This is a genomic window from Rathayibacter sp. VKM Ac-2759, from assembly GCF_009834225.1.
In the GTDB taxonomy this organism is placed as follows: domain Bacteria; phylum Actinomycetota; class Actinomycetes; order Actinomycetales; family Microbacteriaceae; genus Rathayibacter.
Map to the genome: position 1 here is coordinate 3,432,948 of NZ_CP047176.1, position 21,740 is coordinate 3,454,687.

Genomic DNA, 21,740 nt, shown 5'->3' on the forward strand with positions numbered 1-21,740 from the left:
CCTCCCGTGATCCCTGCACACCCCCGGCACGCACTCGCCGCCGTCGCGCTCGTCGGCGCCGCCGCCCTGACCCTCGGCGGCTGCGCGAGCTTCGACGACGGCTCCGCCTCGGCCGCCGACACGACGAGCATCACCGTCGCCCTGACCGGCGAGCCCTCCTCGCTCGATCCGCTCTACGACACCCAGCTGCCGGCGCTGAACATCTTCTACAACGTGTTCGACCAGCTCGCGCAGGTCGACGCCGACGGCACCGTCTCGCCGCGGCTGGCGACGGAGTGGACCCACGACGACTCCCTCACCAGCTGGGTCTTCACCCTCCGCGACGACGCCACCTGGCACGACGGCAGCGCCGTCACTCCGGAGGACGTCGTCTTCACCTACGAGACCGCGATGGCCGACCCGGCCTCGAACCTCGGCGGGTACATGACCGCCATCGACTCGGTCGCCGCGACCGGTGAGAACGAGGTCACGTTCACCCTCAACACGCCCTTCGCCCCGTTCGACCGCCAGGTGACCCTGGTGCCGATCGTGCCGAAGGCCGTCTACGAGGCCGAGGGCGCCGACGCCTTCGCGAAGGCGCCCGTCGGCTCCGGCCCCTACTCCGTGGCGTCCTGGGTGAACGGCGACTCGATCACCCTCGAGCGCAACGACGACTACTGGGGTGCGGAGGGCGCCTACGAGGAGGTCGTCTTCCAGCCCGTCCCCGACGAGACGACCCGCGCCAACTCGGTGCAGTCGGGCGATCTCGACCTGGCGCTCCTCGGCCCCTCGAACGTCGCCGCGGTCGAGGGCTCCGGCACCGTCGACATCGTTGAGCAGGAGTCGAACCGGGTGCTCTACACCGGCTTCAACGCGACCGCGCCGTGGCTCTCGGACCCCGAGGTGCGCGAGGCCGTCGACCTCGCGATCGACCGCGACGCGATCAGCGACGACCTGCTCAACGGCTCCGTCACTCCGACCGCGCAGCTCATCGCCCCGGTCTCGTTCGGCTACGACGAGGCGCTGCCCGCGACCGAGACCGACGCCGACGCCGCCCGCGCCCTGATCGCCGCCTCCGGCTACGACGGCAGCCCGATCACGCTCTCGTACCCCACGGCGGGGCTCCCCCAGATCGACCAGATCGCGCAGGCGATCGCGAGCCAGCTCGAGGACGTCGGCCTGACGATCGAGCTCGACGGCCAGGAGGCGAACACCTTCAGCGGCACCTGGTTCTCGGCCTCGCTCCCCGGGCTCTACCTCTACGCCTTCGCGCCGTCGGTGATGGACGCGGATCTGCCCCTCACGATGCTGCTGAAGACCGGCGGCCAGGGCTACGTCTCGGACCCGGCGATCGACCAGCTGCTGGCCGACGAGACCGGTGAGGCCGACGAGACCGCCCGCGCCGACGACTTCGCGCAGATCTCGGCGCTCGTCGACGAGAACACCTACTACGCGCCGCTGTTCACCGACACCTACACCTACGGAGTCGCGCAGGGCCTCGACTGGACCCCGCGACCCGACGGCATGATCGTCTTCAACTGAGAAACCACGTCTGATCAGGAGTATCACCATGACCACCATCCCCCGCGAGAACACCGCGCTCATCGTCGTCGACATGCAGCGGGCCTTCTTCGACAACGACGACTCCCTCGGCCGCTCGGGCATCGACGTCACGCCGCTGCGCGACGCGATCCCGGGCACCGTGCGCCTCGTCCAGGACGCCCGCGCCGCCGGTGTGCCGGTGATCTTCACCCGCTACGTCTACATGCCCGGCATGGTCGACTTCGGCCCCGTCCGCGGAGCGAAGGCCGCCGAGCGCATCGCGTCGAACTCGCTGGGCGCCGGCACCGACGAGATCGAGCTGATCCCCGAGCTGGAGGCGCGTCCCGACGAGATCGTGATCGACAAGTCGCGCCCGAGCGCCTTCTACGGCACGCGGCTCGAGCCGGTGCTGAACGGCATGGGCGTACGCAATGTCGTGATCTGCGGAGTGACGACCAACATCTGCGTCGAGTCGACCGCGCGCGACGCGGGCCAGCGCGACTACGGCACCTACGTGGTGCGCGACGCGGTCGCCGAGTTCACGGCCGAGCGCAACCACTACGCGCTGTTCGGCATCGCGTGGTCGTTCGGCGAGGTCGTCGACATCGCCGAGATCGAGTCGGCGTGGGAGCTCGAGACCGCCGGGGCCCTGTAGTGACCGAGCCGCTCCTCGCCCTCCGGGACGTGACGATCTCGTTCACGACCCCGGCGGGCGAGGTCGAGGCCGTGCGCCACCTCGACCTCGAGCTGCGCGCCGGCGAGACGATCGCGATCGTCGGCGAGTCCGGCTCGGGCAAGTCGACGACGGCGGCGAGCATCAACCGCCTGCTGCCCGAGAACGGGCGGATCGCCTCGGGCTCGATCGTGTTCGAGGGCGAGGATCTGGCGCAGGCGACCGAGAAGCGGATGACCGCGCTGCGCGGGGCGGGCATCGGCCTCGTCCCGCAGGATCCGATGTCGAACCTGAACCCCCTGCAGCGGGTCGGCGCGCAGATCCGCGAGGCGCTGCTGGTGCACGGGCGGATGCGCCGGGCCGAGGCCCAGGCGCGCGTCGTCGAGCTGCTCGAGATGGTCGGGATCCCCGAGCCCGCCCGCCGGGCGCGCCAGTACCCGCACGAGCTCTCGGGCGGCATGCGGCAGCGCGTGCTCATCGCGATCGGCCTCGCCTGCCGGCCGCGGCTGCTCATCGCCGATGAGCCGACGAGCGCTCTCGACGTCACCGTGCAGCGCGGGATCCTCGATCAGCTCGAGCAGCTGACCGCCGAGATGGGCACGGCGGTCATCCTGATCACGCACGACCTCGCCCTCGCGGCCGAGCGCGCCGACCGGGTGCTCGTGCTGTTCCGGGGCGAGGTGGTCGAGCAGGGCGAGGCCGCGCAGATCCTCCGCCACCCGGAGCACGAGTACACGCGGCGGCTGCTGGCCGCCGCGCCGAACCTGACCTCGGAGCGGCTGGTCGCCGAGGCGCCTCTGGAGACCGAGGCGCCGCTCGTCACCCTGCGCGAGGTCGGCAAGCAGTACCCGGTGCGCTCCGGCTTCGGCCGGGCGACGCCCTTCACCGCCGTCGAGTCGTCGTCGTTCGACATCCCGCGCGGGCGGACGGTCGCGGTGGTCGGCGAGTCGGGGTCGGGCAAGTCGACGACCGCCAAGCTCGTGCTGCGGCTCGAGGAGCCGACGACCGGCTCGATCGAGTTCCGCGGGCGGAACGTCGCCCACCTGCGGGGGGCCGAGCTGAGCGACTTCCGTCGGCACGTGCAGCCCGTGTTCCAGAACCCCTACAGCTCGTTCGATGCGCGGTACACCGTGTTCCGCTCGATCGAGGAGCCGCTCCTCCTGCACCGGATCGGCGACGCCTCGACGAGACGGAGGCGCGTGGAGGAGCTGCTCGCGCAGGTCGCGCTGCCGCCCGAGGTCGCTGCGAAGCTGCCCCGCCAGCTCTCGGGCGGGCAGCTGCAGCGCGTCGCCATCGCCCGGGCGCTCGCGCTCTCGCCCGAGCTGGTCGTGCTCGACGAGGCGGTGTCGGCGCTCGACGTGCTCGTGCAGGAGCAGATCCTCGCGCTGCTCGCCGATCTGCAGCGCGATCTCGGCGTCAGCTACCTCTTCATCAGCCACGACCTCGCGGTGGTGCGGATGATCTCGCACACCGTGCACGTGATGCAGAAGGGCCGCATCGTCGAGTCGGGCACCCCCGCGCAGATCTTCGACGCCCCGCAGCACCCGTACACGCGCGCCCTGCTCGCGGCGATCCCGGCCCCGGAGGCGGCGAGGGCCTGAGGCGGAGCTGCTCCATCCAGGTTCAGGTGTGCGGTCTGTCGAGTGCTGCGGCGATCTGCTCGGCGGTGGGCAGTGCGGCCTGTTCTGCCGGCGGAAGAGTCTCGTAGGTGTAGCTGGCCACGGCCATGGGAGAGCCGGTCTGACTGAGGGCGTAGCGGACGGTGTGCGTGTTGCGGCCCCCGCAGATGAGGATCCCGACCGTGGGCCGATGGAAGTCACGCCTCATCCGGTCGTCGACGATGGCGACGTAGAAGCCGAGCTGACCGGTGAAGGCCGGCTCGAACCTCCCGGTCTTCAGCTCGATCACCACGTATCGCAGCTGCTCCGTATGGAAGAAGAGGAGGTCTGCGTAGAAATCGTCGCCGTCCACGTCGAAATGCACCTGGCGCCCGACGAAGGCGAAGCCGGAGCCGAGCTCCCGGAGAGTGTCGACGATGCGGTCCATCAGCGCCTGCTCGAGCTCACGCTCAGCAACGTCTCCGGTGAGCTCGAGGAAATCGAACACGTACGGATCCTTCGCGAGTTGACGGGCCAGGTCGGAATCGGCGGGAGCGAGCTCGCCGGCGAAGTTGGAAGGCGCGGACCCGATCCGATCGCGGGTACGGTTCATGATCTGATTGAGGAGCACGTTGCGGGACCATCCGTGCTCGGCGGCGGCCGTGGCGTACCAGGCCCGGGCATCCGGGTCGTCGAGCTTCTGCAGCAGCAGGACGATGTGGCCCCAGGGCAGTAGTCCAACAGCCTGTTGGACTACTTCCTCACGCGTCGGCCAGGCCTGCGCGAAGGCTCGCATGCTGAAGAGGTTGGACCGCGAGAAACCCTTCATCTGCGGGAACTCGGCACGCAGATCCTCGGCGAGCCGGGTGACGACGAAGCCACCCCAGGACGAGTCGGCTTGGCGTTGCATGATCGCGTGGCCCAGCTCCCAGTAGAGCTCGATCAGCGCCGTGTTCACACGACGCTGCGCAGTCAGCTGCGCGGAGCGTACGCGGCTCTTCAGCTCGGCGAGGACCGCGGCGTACTCTTCGGGGAGCACGCGCATCTCGGAGGCCACGCCTCAGCGTAACGATCCGGCCTCGTCGGCCAGGATGCTGCGCGCTCCGCGTTGGGGGACACCGGCAACTCCTTTCAGGCGTGCGCCTCCGCCACCTCCACCAGGCACTCGCGGAAGGTGCGGACCGCGGGCGAAGCGAGGCCCGCCTCCCGCTGCGCGGTGAAGATCGTGCGGCGGGGCAGGCCCGGCAGGTCGAGGAGGCGGCAGTCCGGCGTCTCGCCCGCCCAGACCAGGTCGGGCATCAGGGCGACCGCGTTGCCCGAGGCGACGAGGCGGATCTGCGCCTGCAGGTCGGCCGTCTCGAAGCGCACGTCGGGCTCGAAGCCGGCGACACGGCAGAGCTGCTCGGCGAAGTGGCGGCTGGCGGTGCCGCGCGGCTCCATCACCCAGGCGGCGTCGCGGGCCTCCGACAGAGATCGCACGGCGGAGTCGCGGCGCACCGCGAGGCGGATCGCGTCGGTCGTGAGGTCGGCCCGCACCAGGCCCGGCAGCCACGACACCGAGTGGCCGGGGTACTGCTCGGCGACCACGAGGTCGAACTCGCGCGCCCACGACGTCTCGTGCAGCGCCCCCTCCGGCTCGCGCTGCACCATCTCGACCCGGACCTCGGGCGCGCGCTCGGCGATCGCCCGCAGTGCGCCGGGCATCAGAGCGAGCGCGGCCGACTGGAACACGGCGACCCGCACGCGCCCCGTGACCGACTCGCCCGACGCGGCGAGCGCCGCCTCCGCCCGCTCGAGCAGCGCCAGCACCTCGCCCGCGGCCTCGACCAGGATCTCGGCCTGCGGGGTGAGCTGCACCCGCCGCCCGACCTTGCGCAGCAGCTCGAGGCCGGTCTCGCGCTCGAGCACGCTCAGCTGCTGCGACACCGCCGAGGGGCTGTAGGCGAGCGCCTCGGCGGCGGCCGCGAGCGTGCCGCGGATGGCGACCTCGCGCAGCAGCACGAGGCGGCGGACGTCGAGCACGGCGTCTCCCATCGGTCAGTTCAGCTGACCGATACCGGTAAGGAACGATCGCTTCTGCTCAACGGTACCGCGGCGAATACTGGGGTCACCGCCGCCTCCCGAGCAGAAGGACACCCCGTGACCGACCTCGCCGCTCCCGCCCGCCCGACCGGGCCCTCGCCCGACTCCGTCGACCCCCGCCTGGTCGAGGAGAGCGTCGCCCTGGTGCGCCGCTGGCTGCACGAGGCCGCGCAGATCCCGGTCGACGCCTCCGGGACGCAGCTCGCCGGCGTGCTGAAGGACCCGTCGGGCCTCGACTTCACGGTCGGCTTCGTCGACGGGGTCGTCCGCCCCGAGGACACGCGCGTCGCGGCCGCCGCCCTGCGCTCGATCGCGGGCGGCGTGCCGAGATTCCTCCCCGCCCCGATGCGCGGCGCCGTCGCGCTCGGCGGGGTGATGGCACCGCTCCTCCCCGACGTCGTCGTGCCGATCGCGCGCCGCGTGCTGCGCCGGATGGTCGGCCACCTCATCATCGACGCGACCGACTCGCGCCTCGGGCCGGCGATCGCGAGGATCCGCCGCGAGGGCGTGCGGCTGAACATGAACCTGCTCGGCGAGGCCGTTCTCGGCCGGGCGGAGGCGCAGCGCCGCCTCGCGGGCACGCACCGCCTCCTCGCCCGCGACGACGTCGACTACGTCTCGATCAAGGTCTCCTCGACCGTCGCCCCGCACAACCCGTGGGCGTTCGACGCCGCGGTCGACGACATCGTCGACGAGCTCGCTCCCCTGTTCGCGCGGGCGGCGGCGGCGACCCCGCAGAAGTTCGTGAACCTCGACATGGAGGAGTACAAGGACCTCGACCTCACGATCGCGGTCTTCACGCGCCTGCTCGACCGCCCCGAGCTCCTCGGTCTCGAGGCCGGCATCGTGCTGCAGGCCTACCTGCCCGACGCGCTGGCGGCGATGATCCGGCTGCAGGAGTGGAGCGCCGCCCGTCGCGCCCGCGGCGGCGCGGGCATCAAGGTGCGCCTGGTCAAGGGCGCGAACCTGCCGATGGAGCAGGTCGAGGCGTCGGTGCACGGCTGGCCGCTCGCGACCTGGAGCACGAAGCAGGACTCGGACACCAACTACAAGCGCGTCGTCGACTACGCGCTGCACCCCGAGCGGATCCGGAACGTGCGCCTCGGCGTCGCGGGGCACAACCTCTTCGACGTCGCCTACTCGTGGCTGCTCGCGGGCGAGCGCGGGGTCCGCGACGGCATCGAGTACGAGATGCTCCTCGGCATGGCGCAGGGTCAGGCGGAGGCGGTGCGCCGCAGCGTCGGCTCGCTCCTGCTCTACACGCCGGTCGTCGCGCCCGCCGAGTTCGACGTCGCGATCGCGTACCTCATCCGCCGGCTCGAGGAGGGCGCGTCGAGCGAGAACTTCATGTCGGCCGTCTTCGAGCTCGAGGCGAGCGAGGCGCTGTTCGCGCGGGAGGAGTCGCGGTTCCGCGCCTCCGTCGCCGCCCTCGACGGGGCGGTGCCGCCCGCGCACCGCGTCGCCGACCGCTTCGCCGCGTCGGAGCGCCCGAGCGTCGGCGGCTTCCGCAGCACACCCGACACCGATCCCTCCGTCGCGGCGAACCGCGACTGGGCGCGCGCGATCCTCGACCGCGTGCCGTCGTCCCGGCTCGGGGTCGACGCGATCGAGGCCGCCACGATCGCGACCCGCGACGAGCTGGAGGCGGGTCTCGCCGCGACCCGCGCCTCCGGCTGGGGCTCGGTGCCCGCCGACGAGCGCGCGCGCATCCTGCACCGCGCCGGCGAGGAGCTCGAGGCGCGTCGCGCCGAGCTGCTCGAGGTGATGGCCGCCGAGGCCGGCAAGACGATCGACCAGGGCGACCCGGAGGTCTCGGAGGCGATCGACTTCGCGCACTACTACGCCGAGCGGGCGCGCGAGCTCGACCGCGTCGACGGGGCGCGCTTCACCCCGGCCGCTCTGACGCTCGTCGCGCCGCCGTGGAACTTCCCCGTCGCGATCCCGGCCGGCGGCGTGCTGGCCGCGCTGGCCGCGGGCTCGGCCGTCGTGCTCAAGCCCGCCGGGCCGACCGCGCGCTGCGGGGCGGTCGTCGCCGAGGCGCTGTGGGCCGCGGGCGTGCCGCGCGAGGCGCTGCTGCTGCTGCGCCTCCCGGAGGAGGAGCTCGGGCGCGATCTCGTCGCGCACCCGGCCGTCGACCGCGTGATCCTCACCGGCGCGTACGAGACCGCCGAGCTGTTCCGCTCGTTCCGCCACGACCTGCCGCTGCTCGCCGAGACCAGCGGCAAGAACGCGATCATCGTCACTCCCTCGGCCGACCTCGACCTGGCGGTGAAGGACGTGGTCTCGAGCGCCTTCGGCCACGCCGGTCAGAAGTGCTCGGCGGCCTCGCTGGTCGTGCTCGTCGGCTCGGTCGCGCGCTCGAAGCGGTTCCGCGCGCAGCTGCTCGACGCGGTCGCCTCGCTCACCGTCGGGTACCCGACCGACCCGGCGACCCGCATGGGCCCGGTCATCGAGCCGGCCGCGGGCAAGCTGCTGCGCGGGCTCACGACCCTCGGCGAGGGCGAGACCTGGCTGCTCGAGCCGCGGCGGCTCGACGACTCGGGTCGGCTCTGGAGCCCGGGCGTGCGCGACGGCGTGCGGCGCGGCTCCGAGTTCCACCGCACCGAGTACTTCGGTCCGGTGCTCGGGATCATGACCGCCGACTCGCTGGAGGAGGCGATCGCGGTCGTGAACGAGGTCGACTACGGCCTCACCTCGGGGCTCCACGCGCTCGACCCGGCCGAGATCGGCACCTGGCTCGACGGCATCGAGGCGGGCAACCTCTACGTCAACCGCGGCATCACCGGCGCGATCGTCGAGCGCCAGCCGTTCGGCGGCTGGAAGAAGTCGGCGGTCGGCCCGGGCACCAAGGCGGGCGGGCCCGACTACCTGCTGGGTCTCGGGGCGTGGGACGCCGCGGAGTCGGAGGCGACGGCACCGGTGAGCGCGCGGGCGGCCGCCCTCGTGGCGGCGGCGCGCGCCGAGCTGAGCGGCGCGGAGGCGTCGTCGGTCGAGCGGGCCGCCCGCAGCCTCGCGGCCGCGTGGGACGCGCTCGGTCCGGTCGATGTCACGGGGCTCTCGGCCGAGCGCAACGTGTTCCGGCACCGGCCCTACGACTCCGCGGTGCTGGTGCGCCTGGCACCGGAGGAGCCGCTCGGCTCACTCGTCCGGGTGCTCGCGGCCGCGGCGACCGCCTCCGCGGCAGTGGTCGTCTCGAGTGCGGTGGCGCTGCCTCCGCAGCTCGCCGCCGCGCTGGCCGACGTCGCCTCGCCGCTCGTCGTCGAGGACGCGGCGGCGTGGGAGGCGCGCGTGCGCGACCACGGAGCCGGCCGCGTGCGGCAGCTCGGCGCGCCCGCCTCCTCCGTCACCGCGGTCACCGGCGGCCGCCCCGATCTCGCGGTCTACGCGGGCCCCGCGACCGAGTCCGGCCGCCTCGAGCTGCTCCCGTTCCTCCGCGAGCAGGCCGTCTCGATCACGGCGCACCGCTTCGGCACGCCCGATCACCTGACGGACGCGCTGCTCTGAGCTCGGCGACAGCCCCGCCCGAACAGCCCCGCGCTAGAACAGCCCGCGCGGCGACTCCACCGAGGCGAGCACACCCGGAGCCGCGACGACCGTGAGCCGACCGACCTCCTCGGGGGTCAGCTCGGGCAGCCGCTGCGCGAGCTCGAGGAAGCGCTCGATCTCGGCGCCCTCGAGCACGCCCTCGGCGAGCGTGCGGAACTTCGCCACGTACTGCTCGCGGGTGAACGGGTGGGCGCCGAGCGGGTGCGCGTCGGCCACCGCGATCTCGTCGACGATCGTGCCGCCGTCGGTGAGCACGATCTCGACGCGCGCGCCGAAGGCCTTCTCGGCCGGGTCGGTGGAGTGGTAGCGGCGCGTCCACTCCGCGTCCTCCTGCGTGGTCGTGCGCTGCCAGAGCGCGACCGTGTCGGGGCGGGCGGCGCGCTCGGGCGCGTAGCTGCGCTCGTGGTGCCAGGCGCCGTCCTGCAGCGCGACCGTGAAGGTGTAGGGCACGGAGTGGTCGAGCGTCTCGCGCGAGGCCGTCGGGTCGTACTTCTGCGGGTCGTTCGCGCCCGACCCGATGACGTAGTGGGTGTGGTGCGAGGTGTGGATGACGATCCGCTCGACGCGCTCGGGGTCCGCCACCTCCGGGTGCGCGTGGTGCAGACGGCGGGCGAGGTCGATCAGCGCCTGCGCCTGGTACTCGGCCGAGTGCTCCTTCGTGTACGTGTCCAGGATCCCGCGCTTGGCCTCGCCCGCATCGGGCAGCGGGACGTCGTACGAGGCGCCGGGGCCGTCGAGCAGCCAGGCGATCACGCCGTCCTCGCCCTCGTAGATCGGCGACGGGCTCGTCTCGCCGCGCATCGCCCGGTCGACGGCCTCGATCGCCATCTTCCCGGCGAACGCGGGAGCGTGGGCCTTCCAGCTCGAGATCTCGCCCTTGCGCGACTGCCGGGTCGCGGTAGTGGTGTGCAGCGCCTGCGCGATCGCCTGCTCGATCGTGGCGACGTCGAGCCCGAGCATCGTGCCGATGCCCGCGGCGGCCGAGGGGCCGAGGTGCGCGACGTGGTCGATCTTGTGCGCGTGCAGGCTGATCGCGCGGACGAGGTCGACCTGGACCTCGTAGCCGGTGACGATGCCGCGGAGCAGCTGCGCGCCTCCGATGCCCGCGTGCTGCGCGACCGCGATCAGCGGGGGGATGTTGTCGCCCGGGTGCGAGTACTCGGCCGCGAGGAACGTGTCGTGGTAGTCGAGCTCGCGCACGGCGACGCCGTTGGCCCAGGCGGCCCACTCGGGCGAGACCCGGCGCGCGGCGTCGGCGCCGAGCACGTTCGCGCCGTCGCCGCCGATGGAGGCGGGGTGCGCGAGCGCCTGCGACCGCGCGGCCACGACGGGGCGGCGCAGCAGCGACGCGGTGGCCACGGCGGCGTTGTCGATGACGCGGTTGACCACCATCTCGGCGACGTCGGCGTCGATCCCGACGGGGTCGGCGGCGACCTCGGCGAGCGCGTGGGCGAGCTGCCCGTGACGGGGAAGCTCCTCGTCGCTGCGGTGGACGCGGACGTGGTGATCGTGCACGGGGGCTCCTTCGACGGTTCCCGCCAATCTATCGTCGTCGTTCCAGGGCGCCCGAGCGCTTGCGGGGGCCGGAGAATGGGGGGATGCTCCCTCCTGCCCGTGTCGCCGCGTTCGACTGCGGCACGAACTCCCTCCGCCTGCTGATCGCCGACGTCGAGGACGGCGCCCTCGTCGACGTGCTGCGCCGCACCGAGATCGTGCGCCTCGGGCACGGCGTCGACCGCACCGGCCGCTTCGACCCGGCCGCGCTCGAGCGCACTCTCGCCGTGACCCGCGAGTACGCGGAGCTGGCGCGCGGGGCCGGTGCCGTGCGCCTGCGCTTCGTCGCGACCTCGGCGACCCGCGACGCCGCCGATCGAGACGAGTTCCTCGACGAGGTCGAGCGGATCATCGGCGCCCGGCCCGAGACCATCAGCGGCGAGGAGGAGGCGGCGCTGTCGTTCCGCGGCGCCGTCTCGGCCGTCGACTCGGCCCGGCCCGTCCTCGTCGTCGACCTCGGCGGCGGCTCGACCGAGCTGGTCCTCGGTGGCGCGGCGCCCGAGCAGGCGCACTCGATGGACGTCGGCAGCGTCCGGCTGACCGAGCGCCACCGCCGGGCCGCCGCGCCGACACCGGCCGAGCGCGACGCGATCCGCGGCGACGTGCGGGCGGCGCTGGCCGCCTCCTCCGTCGACCTCGGCGCCGCCCGCAGCGTGGTCGGCGTCGCGGCGACGGTGCTGACCATCACCGCGCACGCGCTCCGGCTCGAGGCCTACGACCGCGCGGCGCTCGAGGCGACGCTGCCCCTCGCGGAGGTGCTCAGGGCCTGCGACGAGCTCGCCGCACTCTCGCCCGCCGAGGCGGCGGCGCTGCCGTACGTGCGGAGCGGCCGCGAGGACGTGCTCGCGGCCGGCGCGCTGATCTGGAGCGAGGTGCTGCGAGCGGCGCAGGAGGCGGCTCCGGCCCTCGACTCGGTGACCACGACGGCGCACGACATCCTCGACGGGATCGCCCTCGGCCTGGGCTGACCGCCCCGGGGTACGGTGGGCGGACCGCCTCTCGAAGGAGCACTCATGCCAGGACCCGTCGTCCACGTCGTCTTCACCCCCGCCGAGGGCGCCCGGGAGCGGATGGTCGAGGCCCTCCGCGCCGGCATCGCCGAGGTGCACACCGAGCCCGGCTGCGAGCTGTACTCGATCCACGACGCCCCCGACGGCACCGTCGTCATGATCGAGAAGTGGACCACCGCCGAGGAGCTCGACACGCACGGAGCGGGCGAGCCCGTCGCCCGGATGAACGCCGCGCTCGACGGACTCCTCGCCGAGCCGCCGCGCATCGTGCGCCTGGTGCCGATCCCCGCCGGCACCCCGGAGCAGGGCGCGCTCTAGGCGCTTCGCACTCCGGCTCAGCCGCCCGTCACCCCGGACATCCGGAACCGGAAGACGAGCGGCCCCTCCCCCGAGCGCACCCGGTACTCCGGGTGGGTCCGCGCTCCCCAGGAGTCGTCCCCCGCGACTCCCCGCCGGCGCAGCGCCGGACGCAGGACCGTCCGCTGCACCGGCGGCAGCTCGTTCGGGTGCTGCGCGTTCTCGATCTCGTACGGCGTCCACGGCAGCGCCGAGAACTCCATGCCGCCCGCGCACTCGAGCCGGAGCCCCCAGCCGTCGTCGTCGGTCACCTCGGCCCAGCGGACCCCCGTGCGGCTGCCCGACTCCTGCGGCTTCAGGTACGGGGGCAGCTCGTGCGCGACGTCGCTCTCCCAGACGTCCAGCCTCGATCCGAGCCGGCGGTCGGAGTAGCACTCGTCCGGTCCGTCGCCGTACCAGCGGAGGCGGTGGGCGTCGGCGCTCGTCGTGAGCTGCATCCCGAACTCCGGGAGGTCCGGGAGGCCGTCGGGGACCTCCATCGAGACCGTCACGTCGATCCGCCCGTCGCCCGTCACCCGGTAGTCGACGGAGCAGACCGCCCGCGGAGTGGTCGGCAGCTCGTAGCGGAAGCCGACCGTCACGGCGGAGTCGTCCTCCGTGACCTGCGCCGTCCGCAACGAGGCGCCGACGGCGCGGGCGTACCGGCTGGCCAGGAGCCACTGCCCGTCCTCGAAGGGCCCGCCCCAGCCGCGCTCGTTCGCCGTCGGGGCGTGCCAGAAGGACGGCATCGGGATCGAGGTGAGCAGCTCGCGCCCGCCCTCGGCCCCTCCGCCCCACCGGTACGACATCAGGCCGCCGTGCAGTCGCGAGAAGAGGACGCTGAACCCCTCCCCGCGGACCCCGACGTTGTGGGTGCCGTCGACGACCTCCGGCCTCGGCGACGACTCGCGCGCCGGCCGTCCCGCCACCTCGAGCACGTGCTGACCGCGCGCGACGACGTGCCCCGCCTCCGCCCACCGCGTCGCCGCCGGGAGCCGCAGCTCGACGTCGACGGTGTACTCGCCCGGCAGCTCGGGAACGGCCACCGGGCAGGCGTAGCGCTCCGTGGCGCCCGGGGCGACCGCCGTCTCGAGCGTCCCCGCGGCGAGCTCGCGCCCCTCCCGCCGCAGCGTCACGACGGTGTCGTACGCGGAGGACGGCGTGAACAGCGACCGGTTCTCGATCGTGATCTCCCCGCCCGAGACCTCGATGCGGAAGGGCTGGTAGAGGTGGACCACCTCCTGGAGCTTCGGCGTCGGCGTGCGGTCGGCGAACAGGATCCCGTTGCCGCTGAAGTCGCCGTCGTGCGGCGACTCCCCGCTGTCACCGCCGTAGCCGAAGTAGGGGCGCCCGTGGCGGTCGATCATCGCCACGGCCTGGTCGGCGAAGTCCCAGATGAACCCGCCCTGGAACAGCGGTTCGCGCCGGGCGAGGTCGAGGTAGCGGTCGACCGCGCCGAACGAGTTGCCCATCGCGTGGGCGTACTCGCACAGGATGACCGGCTTGTCGCGGTGCTCCGCGAGGTACCGCTCGATCTCGGCGGCCGGGGTGTACATCTGACTGACGACATCGGTCGTCTCGGGGTAGCGGGAGTCCCAGTGCACTCCCTCGTAGTGGATCGGACGGTCGTCGACCTCGCGGAACCAGTCGGCGAGGTCCCGGAGGACGCTCCCGCCGAACGACTCGTTGCCGAGCGACCACATCACGACGCTCGGGTGGTTCTTGTCGCGCTCGAGGAGGCTCCGCGCCCGGTCGCGCAGCGCGGGCGCCCACTGGCCGTCGTCCCCGGGCACCGCCTCGGCGAGCGGCGCGTCGAGATAGCGGACCCGGTCCCACAGCCCGTGGGTCTCGAGGTTCATCTCGTCGATGACGAGGAAGCCGTACTCGTCCGCGAGCTCGTAGAAGAAAGAGTTGTTGGGGTAGTGGCTGGTCCGGATCGCGTTCACTCCCGCGCGCTTCAGGATCCGCAGGTCCTCCTCGGTCCGCTCCCGGGTGACGACGCGGCCCTCGAGCCCGAACTCGTGCCGGTTCACTCCGAGGAACACGATGCGCCGGCCGTTGAGCCGCAGCACGCCCTCCTCGATCGCGAACCGGCGGAGGCCCACCGTCTGGGGGATCACCTCGGTCACGGCGCCGTCGGCGTCGTGCACGCGCACGAGCAGGCGGTGGAGGTGCGGATCCTCCGGGCTCCAGAGACGCGGTGCGTCCAGACGGACGCGGTGGCGGCCGTCGGCGCCCCGGAGCAGCTCCCCGGCGCCCTCGAGCTCGATCGTGGCGGTGCCCGCGCCGTCGATGCTCAGCTCGACGACGATCTCGGCCGCACCGTCCTCGACGACGGTGGTGACGCGGAGGTCCTCGACGTGCGTCCGGGGCCGGCGCAGCAGCACGACATCGCGGAAGATCCCGGAGAAGCGGAAGAAGTCCTGGTCCTCGAGCCAGGATCCGCTGCTCCACTTGACCACCTGGGCGGCCAGCGTGTTCGCCCCCGGGACGAGCGCGTCGGTGAGGTCGAACTCGGCCGGTGAGAAGCTGTCGGCCGAGAAGCCGAGGTAGACGCCGTTCAGCCAGAGCGCGATGGCGCTCTCGGCGCCGCGCACGTCGAGCGCGATCCGCTCGCCGGGCGCGACGGGCTCGGCGAGCTCGAACGTGGTCAGGTACGACGCGACGGGGTTGAAGCGCTCGGGAGCCCGCCCCGGGCCGACCGCCTCGCGGCCGTCCCAGGGGTACTGCGTGTTCACGTACTGCGGGCGGTCGTAGCCGTGCAGCTGGATGTGCGCGGGCACGGGGATCAGGTCCCAGCCGGACGCGTCGAACCCGGGCTGCTCGAACCCGGGGACCGTCCCCGAGAAGTCGGTCGCGTAGTGGATCCGCCACAGCCCGTTGAGCGACTGCTCGAACGAGCTCGCCCCCGACCGCGCCTCCGCCTCCGAGCGGAACCAGCGGTGGTCGGAGTGGGCGGGCCGGCGGTTCTCGGCGAAGAAGCCCGGGTCGGAGAGCCGCGCGGGATCGAACCCGGTGACGGACGGCGCGCCGGAGGAGGGGAGGTGCGCGAAGCTCACTTGATCGCTCCCGTGATGCCCTCGGCGAACGAGCGCTGCAGGATCATGAAGACGATCACCGTGGGCACCGAGGCCAGGAACACCGCGAGCATGAGGATGCCGTAGTCGACCACGTAGCCGGCGCTGAGATTCGAGATCAGCATCGGCATGGTCTGGAAGTCGTTGTTCACGAGGATCACCTTGGGCCAGAGGAAGTTGTTCCACGCGGTCATGAAGGTGATGACCGCCGCCGCCGCGTAGGTCGACTTCATCGACGGCAGGTAGATCCTGGCGAAGATCCCCAGCTCGCTCACTCCGTCGATCCGGGCGGCCTCGATGATCTCGTGCGGGAACGACCGCGAGGCCTGCCGGAACAGCAGGATGAGGAAGGGCGTCGAGACCGCGGGGATGACGACCGCGGCGAGCGAGTTGATCATCCCGAGCTCGGCGAAGACCTGGAAGAGCGGGATCATCGTCGCGGCGAACGGGATCATGATCGCGATGAGCAGGACCGCCATCACGAAGTCCTTCGTCCGCGAGTGGAAGACCTCGAAGCCGTAGCCGGCGATCGAGCAGACGATCAGGGCGAGCACCGTGGTGCCCACCGCCACGGTCAGCGAGTTCCAGAGCGCCGAGCCCACGTCCTGCAGCTCGAGCAGGCCCGCGAGATTGTCCAGCAGCGCGGTGCCGGGGATGAGGCGGGAGTCGAGCACGTCCTGACTGGTGTTCGTCGCCGAGACGGCCATGAAGTACAGCGGGAAGATCGAGAACACCGCGAAGACCGCCAGGAAGACGTACTTCGGCAGGCCGCGCAGCCGGGTCGCCACCGACACCGAGCGCACGGGCGCGGTCGCGGGGCGGGAGTCCGAGGGGTCCGTCTCGGGGAGGGAGAGGACCGGATCGGTCACCGGCAGGGTGCGGGTGGGGTCAGTCACGCTTGTCACCGACTTTCAGCTGGGCGAACGCGAGGATCGCGACGAGGATGAGGATCACGTAGGAGAGCGCCGACGCGTAGCCGAAGTTCGGGTTCTTCAGGAACGAGACCTCGTAGAGGTAGTGCGACATCGACATCGTCGTGTACGCCGGCCCGCCCCGGGTCAGCGCCCAGGACTCGTCGAAGAGCTGCAGGGTGCCGTTGGTCGACATGATCGCCGTGAGCAGGATGATCGGCTTCAGCTGCGGGATCGTGACGTGCCAGAAGGTCTGCAGCGCGTTCGCGCCGTCCATCTTCGCCGCCTCGATGCTCGAGTAGTCGACGTTCTGCAGCGCCGCCAGGTAGAAGACCATGTTGTAGCCCGTCCAGCGCCACAGCAGTCCGAGGATGATGACGAAGCGCGCGGTGTCGGGGTTGCCGAGCCAGTTCACGGGCGAGTCGAGCAGGCCGATCCCCACCAGCACGTCGTTGACGAAGCCGTCGTTGGCGAAGAGCGTGCGGAAGACCAGGGAGTAGGCGACGAGCGAGACCGCGCACGGCAGGAAGATCGCGGTGCGCCAGAAGGTCTTGTACTTCAGCGTGCGGCTGTTGAGCAGATTGGCCAGCACCAGCGCCAGGATCAGCATCACCGGCACCTGGATGAGCAGGTAGACGAAGGTGTTCTGCAGCGTCAGGCGGAAGATCTCGTCCTGCAGCAGTCGCTCGTAGTTGAGCCAGAACGGCTCGGCGTACGACAGGTTGGCGCCGCGGCCCGTCTGCAGCGAGAGCAGGAACGCCTGCGCCATCGGCAGGAAGCTGACCAGCAGGATCAGCAGCGATGCCGGCAGGAGGAAGGCCCAGCCGGTGAGGCTGCGCCGGCGCTCGCCGGTCATCCGGGGCGGGCGGCGCGTGTCGCGCTGCCGCGGAGAGGGGACGCGCGGTCTCGGGCGCGGTGGGGCGGAGGTCGTCACGGGGTGCTCGCAATCTGCAGGAGGGGAGGGAGGAGGGCCGGGCCGGGGCGTCGGCCCCGGCCCGGCCGGACGGTCAGCTCATCGCGAACTCGACGTTCGCCTGCGCCTCCTCGAGCGCCTTGGCCGGGTCGGCGCCTCCGATGATCTGCGTGATCGCCGCGCTGACGGAGTCGCGGCCCTCGTAGTAGTACGCACCGGTGTTGTTGCTGGGCACCTCGGCGCCGAACTGCGCGACCTCGGCGAAGATCGGCTGTCCGCCGAAGTACTCGCTGGGCTGCTCGTACGCGGCGGAGGAGGCGGCGGGCAGCCAGTTCGCGACGGCGCCGGTGGCGGGGAGGATCGTGTCGTACAGCTCGGTCGAGCCGGCGAAGGTCGACGCGAGGAAGTCGGTCGCGAGGTCGACGTCGGCGTTGGAGCTGATCGTCCACGACGATCCGCCGTTGGCCGAGTAGTTGGTCGCGCCGCTCACGCCGTCGAGCGAGGGCAGGTTGGTGACCTCCCACTTGCCGGCCTGGTCCTCGGCCGCCTGGATGGAGCCGACGATCCAGATGCCGTTGATGGTGCCGCCGACGGAGCCGTTCACGAAGGTGCCGAGGTACTCGTCCCACGAGTTCACCTCGACGAAGACACCCGACTCGACGAGCTGCTTGTAGGTGTCGATCGCGGTGAGCAGCGCCTCGTTGTCGCTGATCGTGGGCATGCCCTCGTCGTCGAAGAGGCTGGCGCCCGCGCTCTGCAGCATCATCATGATCATGTCGGCGGAGCCGGCCTGGCCCGACAGCAGCGGCGAGCCGGTCTTCGCCAGGACGTCCTTCCCCTTGGTGATGAACTCGTCCCAGGTGATGTCGGTGAAGTCGTCGATCGTGTAGCCGGCCGCCTCCAGGACGTCGGTGCGCAGCGCCGTGACCGCGGTGCCCGAGTCGAACGGGACGCCGTAGTTGACGCCGTCGACGGTGGAGTACGCGGTGACCGCCTCGGGGAACTCCGAGAAGTCCACGGCGTCGGTCGAGATCTCGCTGAAGATCTCGGGGTAGTTGAGCGCGTTCTTCTGGAACGCGTTGTTCTGCATCAGGAAGATGTCCGGCAGCTCCTCGTACTGCCGCGACTGGGCGAGCGTGGTGAGCTTGGGCTGCAGGTCCTCCCACGGCGTCTCGATGACCTCGAGCTCGAACTCGGGGTGGTCCTTCTGGTAGATCTTCTCGGCCTCCTCGAGGGCGGCGATGTTGAACGTCGGGTCCCAGGCCCAGACGCTGAGCGTCTGGTCGCCGTCGCCCTCGCCGCCTCCGGAGGAGGAGCCTCCGCCGGCCGAGCAGGCGCTCAGGGCGAGGGTGAGCGGGAGGGCGAGGGCCACGGCCGTCGTGACCTTCTTGGTGAATGTGCGCACGATGATCTGTTCCTTCTGTGTGGGTGCAGGGGTGATGAGTGCAGGTCGAGGGGTACGGGTCGGAGTGCGCCCGGCGAGCCGGGCGCGAGGAGAGGCGGGTCAGCCGACCGGCCGCCAGGGGCCGTAGGGGTCGCCGGGGGCCTGGTTGCGGGTCCACCACTTCGCCTGGAAGCGCTTCCCCTGGTGCACGACGATCTCGCCGGTGTCGAAGATGCGCGACGCCGTCCAGACGGCGGTGCCGTCGGGCGCGGTCGTGATCTGCTGCCAGGGGCCGTTCACGTCGCCCGGAGTCTGGTTGCTCGAGTACCACGAGGCCCGCCACTCGGAGCCCGCGAAGAGGACGGTGTCGCCCTTCTGGTACACCGCGGTCGCCGACCAGGCGGCGCGGACCTTCAGGTCGAGCCGCGCCTCGACGCCGGCGCTGCCGGTGGCGAGGAGGCTCGGGACGACCGACAGCGTGGCGGTGCGATCCCCCGCGGTCGCGGTGTCGAATCCGGTGACCGTGTACTCGGCGGTCCCGAGAACACGCGTCGTGCCGTCGGCGAGGGTCGCGGTGACGGCGACGGCCGCGGGGTCGAAGACCGACCCGACCGGCACCTGGAGTGTCGACGGGGTCACGGCGATCGAGCGGACTGCCGTCTCGCTGCCCTGACGGCGGAGCGACAGCGCGTCGACGGTGAGGCTCCGGCCGCCGGGACCGGTCGCGAGGATCGTGACGCGCGCCGTGCCCGCCGGGAGGACGAACTCCTCCGAGGCGACGTCCGCCCATCCGCTCGTCACGGGGATGTCGGTGGCGTGCTCGGTGCCGTCGGCGCCGGTCACGACGACCCGAGCCGCCGAGAGCCCGCCGGGGTTGTCCGCGCGGAGGGTGAGGGCGTAGACGCCGGCCGGCACGTCGTTCTCCTGCTGCACGCCGCCCGAGAAGGCCTGCGCCGCCCCGAGTCGGAGCGCGAAGCGCGAACCGTCGGCTCCGGGCGAGGGGTTGGAGACGAAGGCGGTGGTCGAGGAGGCGGGGTCGGTGACCTGCGTCCAGCCGGTCACCGTGCTGACGGCGATCCGGTCGGCCGCGAAGTCGGGGTTCAGGATCCAGTTGTTGCCGGAGCCCGCCTGCCACTCGCCGGTGCGGGCGTTCAGGTCCCACTCGCTGAGCGAGTTGAAGCGCACGTCGGCGCCCGTTCCGCTGAGCGGCACCCACTGGTTGTAGCCGAGCCCGTTCCAGGCGAAGTCGGCCCAGCGGTCGCCGGCGTAGACCACCGTGTCCTGCTCGGTGCCCTGCACCGTGAGGAAGAAGCCGCTCTGCGTGACGTGGCTGTAGTCCTTCTCGGTGCCGGGGAGCACGTACATGCTCGAGTAGGGCCCCTGGATCCGCCCCTCGAGCGAGCGCACGAGGTAGGTCTGCGAGGTGTTCCAGCCGTGCAGGTCCGAGCTGGCGACGTAGTACTGCCCGTCGAGCTTGAACATCGCGTTGCCCTCGCGGCCGGCTCCGCGGTACACCTCCACGGCGGTCTCGATCGAGAGCGAGTCCGCGTCGCTGATCCTGGCGACGTAGGTGCGGCTCCGGCCGTCGCGGTACGAGAAGACGAGGTAGTCGGTGCCGTCGTCGTCGGTGAAGACGGTCTGGTCGCCGGTGCCCTGGTTCCACCCCGGCTTGCCGGGGTTCTCGTAGACGCCGGGGATGCGGGTCTGCAGGTTCGCGTACTCGAAGTCGGCGACGGGCGAGTCGCCGCTGAGGAAGAGGACGCCGGCGTTGGTGACCCGGGCCGGGTCGGGGCTCTCGAACTGCGTGAGGAGCACGTAGCGCCCCGTGTTCTCGTTGTAGGCGACGCCGAGGCGGCCGATCCACACCGAGTCGGCGAGCGTCTCCATGTCCGAGAAGTAGCTGCCGGCGACGTCCTTCGTCGTCGGGATGTGGAGCCGAGTGTCCTTCGTCGCGACGTCGTTCTCGAAGGTCCAGTGCACGAGGTCCTCGGAGGAGTACGCGGTGACCGCGACGAAGTCGCCCTCCCCCGCCCGCGTGTAGGTGCGGGTCGGGTCGTCGTAGTAGAGCTGCGAGCCGGTGTACTCGACGCCGTACCAGTAGTACCGGTCGCCGAAGCGGAAGATGCCGCCGCCCTGCGAGAAGATCGGGTCGCCCGCGGTGTCGAGCCAGAAGCGGTTGTTCTCGATCGTCTCGAGGCCGCCGTCCGAGAGGGGCTCGAGCTCGGCGGCCGTGTCCTGCAGGGCGTTCTTGGCGGCGACCACGGAGGCGTTCGCGGCGCTCGGATCGTCGAGGACCTCGCCCGCGCTCACCGTCGCCGCGGCGAAGGGCGCCCACGAGCCCGCCGTGTACGCCGAGGGGACCCGGGTGCGGTACCGGTCGAGCATCTCGCGCAGGCCCGAGATCCTGACGAGGGCGCCCTCGGCCGAGGCGAGCTCGGTCCCGGCGGCGATCAGCTGGGCGTCGGTCGAGGCGGCGGAGTCGCGGACCGCGGTGGCGCGGTCGCGGACGGAGGAGAAGGCCGCCCAGGAGTCGGCCGTGACGTCCTCCTCGGCGAGGGAGGCCGTCCGGTCGAGCTCGCCGGTGAGACGAGCACGCTCGTCGACGGCGACGGCGGCGGTGAACTCGGCGGAGGCGTGGTTGATGTAGCCGACGGTGACCACGCGCAGGACGTGGTCGCCGGGCACGAGGCCCGTGTGGCTGAAGATCGGCACCGTGGTGGTCGACCGGGTCCCGCGGTAGTCGGCCGAGCCGACCTTCACGCCGTCGACGAAGACATCGGCCGTGCCGTTGGTCGTCGCCCTGCGTCCCGAGAGGGAGACCGTCTCGCCCGTGAACGGGATCTCGAACGAGGCACCGCCCGTCGCCCACGTGTGCGTGCTGTTCTTCGCCCAGTCGCCCTCGTAGAAGGTCTTGAGGGCGGTGCCGCGGACGGTCGTGGTGTCCGAGAAGGCGACCGTGGTCGTCCGCACCTCTGCGGCCGAGGCGGGCGCGGACCCGGCGGACGTCAGGCCGGCGAGGACGAGCAGTCCCGCGAGGAGCGCGGCGACCAGCCCGTGCAGACGCCCCGGCTCCGTCGTCGTTCGTGTCATGAAGATCCTCCGTCATCGCAGGTCCACCGTGATACAGCGCTGTAC

General features: G+C 71.9%; 14 protein-coding genes. 6 read left to right on the forward strand and 8 right to left on the reverse strand.

The genetic code is table 11. The features are described from left to right. Positions 1–6 precede the first annotated feature (6 nt). The 3 genes from GSU68_RS16085 to GSU68_RS16095 are packed head-to-tail and all read left to right on the forward strand — an operon-like array spanning position 7 to position 3,795. On the forward strand, positions 7–1,521 hold the full coding sequence (locus GSU68_RS16085) for an ABC transporter substrate-binding protein (protein ID WP_159909665.1): 1,515 nt from the start codon (positions 7–9) through the stop codon (positions 1,519–1,521). A 28-nt stretch (positions 1,522–1,549) separates the two neighbouring features. Next, complete coding sequence (locus tag GSU68_RS16090; RefSeq protein WP_159909666.1) at positions 1,550–2,176, forward strand: isochorismatase family cysteine hydrolase; 627 nt, start codon at positions 1,550–1,552, stop codon at positions 2,174–2,176. Then, positions 2,176–3,795, forward strand: coding sequence for an ABC transporter ATP-binding protein (locus tag GSU68_RS16095; RefSeq protein WP_159909667.1), 1,620 nt, complete (start codon positions 2,176–2,178; stop codon positions 3,793–3,795). The genes GSU68_RS16090 and GSU68_RS16095 overlap by 1 nt, the downstream gene beginning before the upstream one ends. 22 nt (positions 3,796–3,817) lie before the next feature. On the opposite strand, the gene GSU68_RS16100 is transcribed toward GSU68_RS16095, so the two are convergent. Together GSU68_RS16100 and GSU68_RS16105 are read right to left on the reverse strand one after the other, a co-directional pair. Beyond that, entirely contained in the window at positions 3,818–4,837 is a 1,020-nt protein-coding gene (locus tag GSU68_RS16100) for a PDDEXK nuclease domain-containing protein (RefSeq protein WP_159910345.1), read from the reverse strand. An 86-nt stretch (positions 4,838–4,923) separates the two neighbouring features. Next, on the reverse strand, positions 4,924–5,814 hold the full coding sequence (locus GSU68_RS16105) for a LysR family transcriptional regulator (protein WP_159910346.1): 891 nt from the start codon (positions 5,812–5,814) through the stop codon (positions 4,924–4,926). Between the two features lie 117 nt (positions 5,815–5,931). Here GSU68_RS16105 and GSU68_RS16110 point away from each other — a divergent pair, with 117 nt between their 5' ends. Beyond that, positions 5,932–9,378 carry a bifunctional proline dehydrogenase/L-glutamate gamma-semialdehyde dehydrogenase gene (locus GSU68_RS16110; protein ID WP_159909668.1) on the forward strand — a complete coding sequence of 1,149 codons (3,447 nt, stop codon included), beginning with the start codon at positions 5,932–5,934 and terminating at the stop codon, positions 9,376–9,378. A gap of 33 nt (positions 9,379–9,411) precedes the next feature. Here the strand turns inward: GSU68_RS16110 and GSU68_RS16115 are convergent, their stop codons facing one another. Beyond that, on the reverse strand, positions 9,412–10,935 hold the full coding sequence (locus GSU68_RS16115) for an MmgE/PrpD family protein (RefSeq protein ID WP_159909669.1): 1,524 nt from the start codon (positions 10,933–10,935) through the stop codon (positions 9,412–9,414). Positions 10,936–11,018: 83 nt separating this feature from the next. On the opposite strand from GSU68_RS16115, the gene GSU68_RS16120 reads away from it, so the two are divergent. Together GSU68_RS16120 and GSU68_RS16125 are read left to right on the forward strand one after the other, a co-directional pair. Continuing rightward, positions 11,019–11,942: an exopolyphosphatase gene (locus tag GSU68_RS16120; RefSeq protein ID WP_159909670.1), complete on the forward strand. Its 924-nt coding sequence runs from the start codon at positions 11,019–11,021 to the stop codon at positions 11,940–11,942. 45 nt (positions 11,943–11,987) lie between these two features. After that, positions 11,988–12,302 (forward strand): putative quinol monooxygenase, encoded by a 315-nt coding sequence (locus tag GSU68_RS16125; protein WP_159909671.1) that lies wholly within the window; start codon positions 11,988–11,990, stop codon positions 12,300–12,302. Between the two features lie 17 nt (positions 12,303–12,319). Here the strand turns inward: GSU68_RS16125 and GSU68_RS16130 are convergent, their stop codons facing one another. From GSU68_RS16130 to GSU68_RS16150, 5 genes are all read right to left on the reverse strand, one after another. Beyond that, the gene (locus tag GSU68_RS16130; RefSeq protein WP_159909672.1) at positions 12,320–15,379 is read right to left on the reverse strand and encodes a glycoside hydrolase family 2 TIM barrel-domain containing protein; all 3,060 of its coding nucleotides are present in this window, start codon (positions 15,377–15,379) and stop codon (positions 12,320–12,322) included. Next, the gene (locus GSU68_RS16135) at positions 15,376–16,293 is read right to left on the reverse strand and encodes a carbohydrate ABC transporter permease (RefSeq protein WP_244259311.1); all 918 of its coding nucleotides are present in this window, start codon (positions 16,291–16,293) and stop codon (positions 15,376–15,378) included. The genes GSU68_RS16130 and GSU68_RS16135 overlap by 4 nt, the downstream gene beginning before the upstream one ends. Next, positions 16,286–17,164, reverse strand: a complete 879-nt coding sequence (locus tag GSU68_RS16140; protein ID WP_159909673.1) for a sugar ABC transporter permease — start codon at positions 17,162–17,164, stop codon at positions 16,286–16,288. Before GSU68_RS16140 ends, GSU68_RS16135 begins: the two co-directional genes overlap by 8 nt. A gap of 151 nt (positions 17,165–17,315) precedes the next feature. Continuing rightward, a complete protein-coding gene (locus tag GSU68_RS16145; protein WP_244259312.1) occupies positions 17,316–18,626 on the reverse strand; it encodes an extracellular solute-binding protein in 1,311 nt (436 codons plus the stop codon). A gap of 99 nt (positions 18,627–18,725) precedes the next feature. Then, positions 18,726–21,695, reverse strand: a complete 2,970-nt coding sequence (locus GSU68_RS16150) for a family 43 glycosylhydrolase (RefSeq protein ID WP_159909674.1) — start codon at positions 21,693–21,695, stop codon at positions 18,726–18,728. Positions 21,696–21,740: the final 45 nt, after the last annotated feature.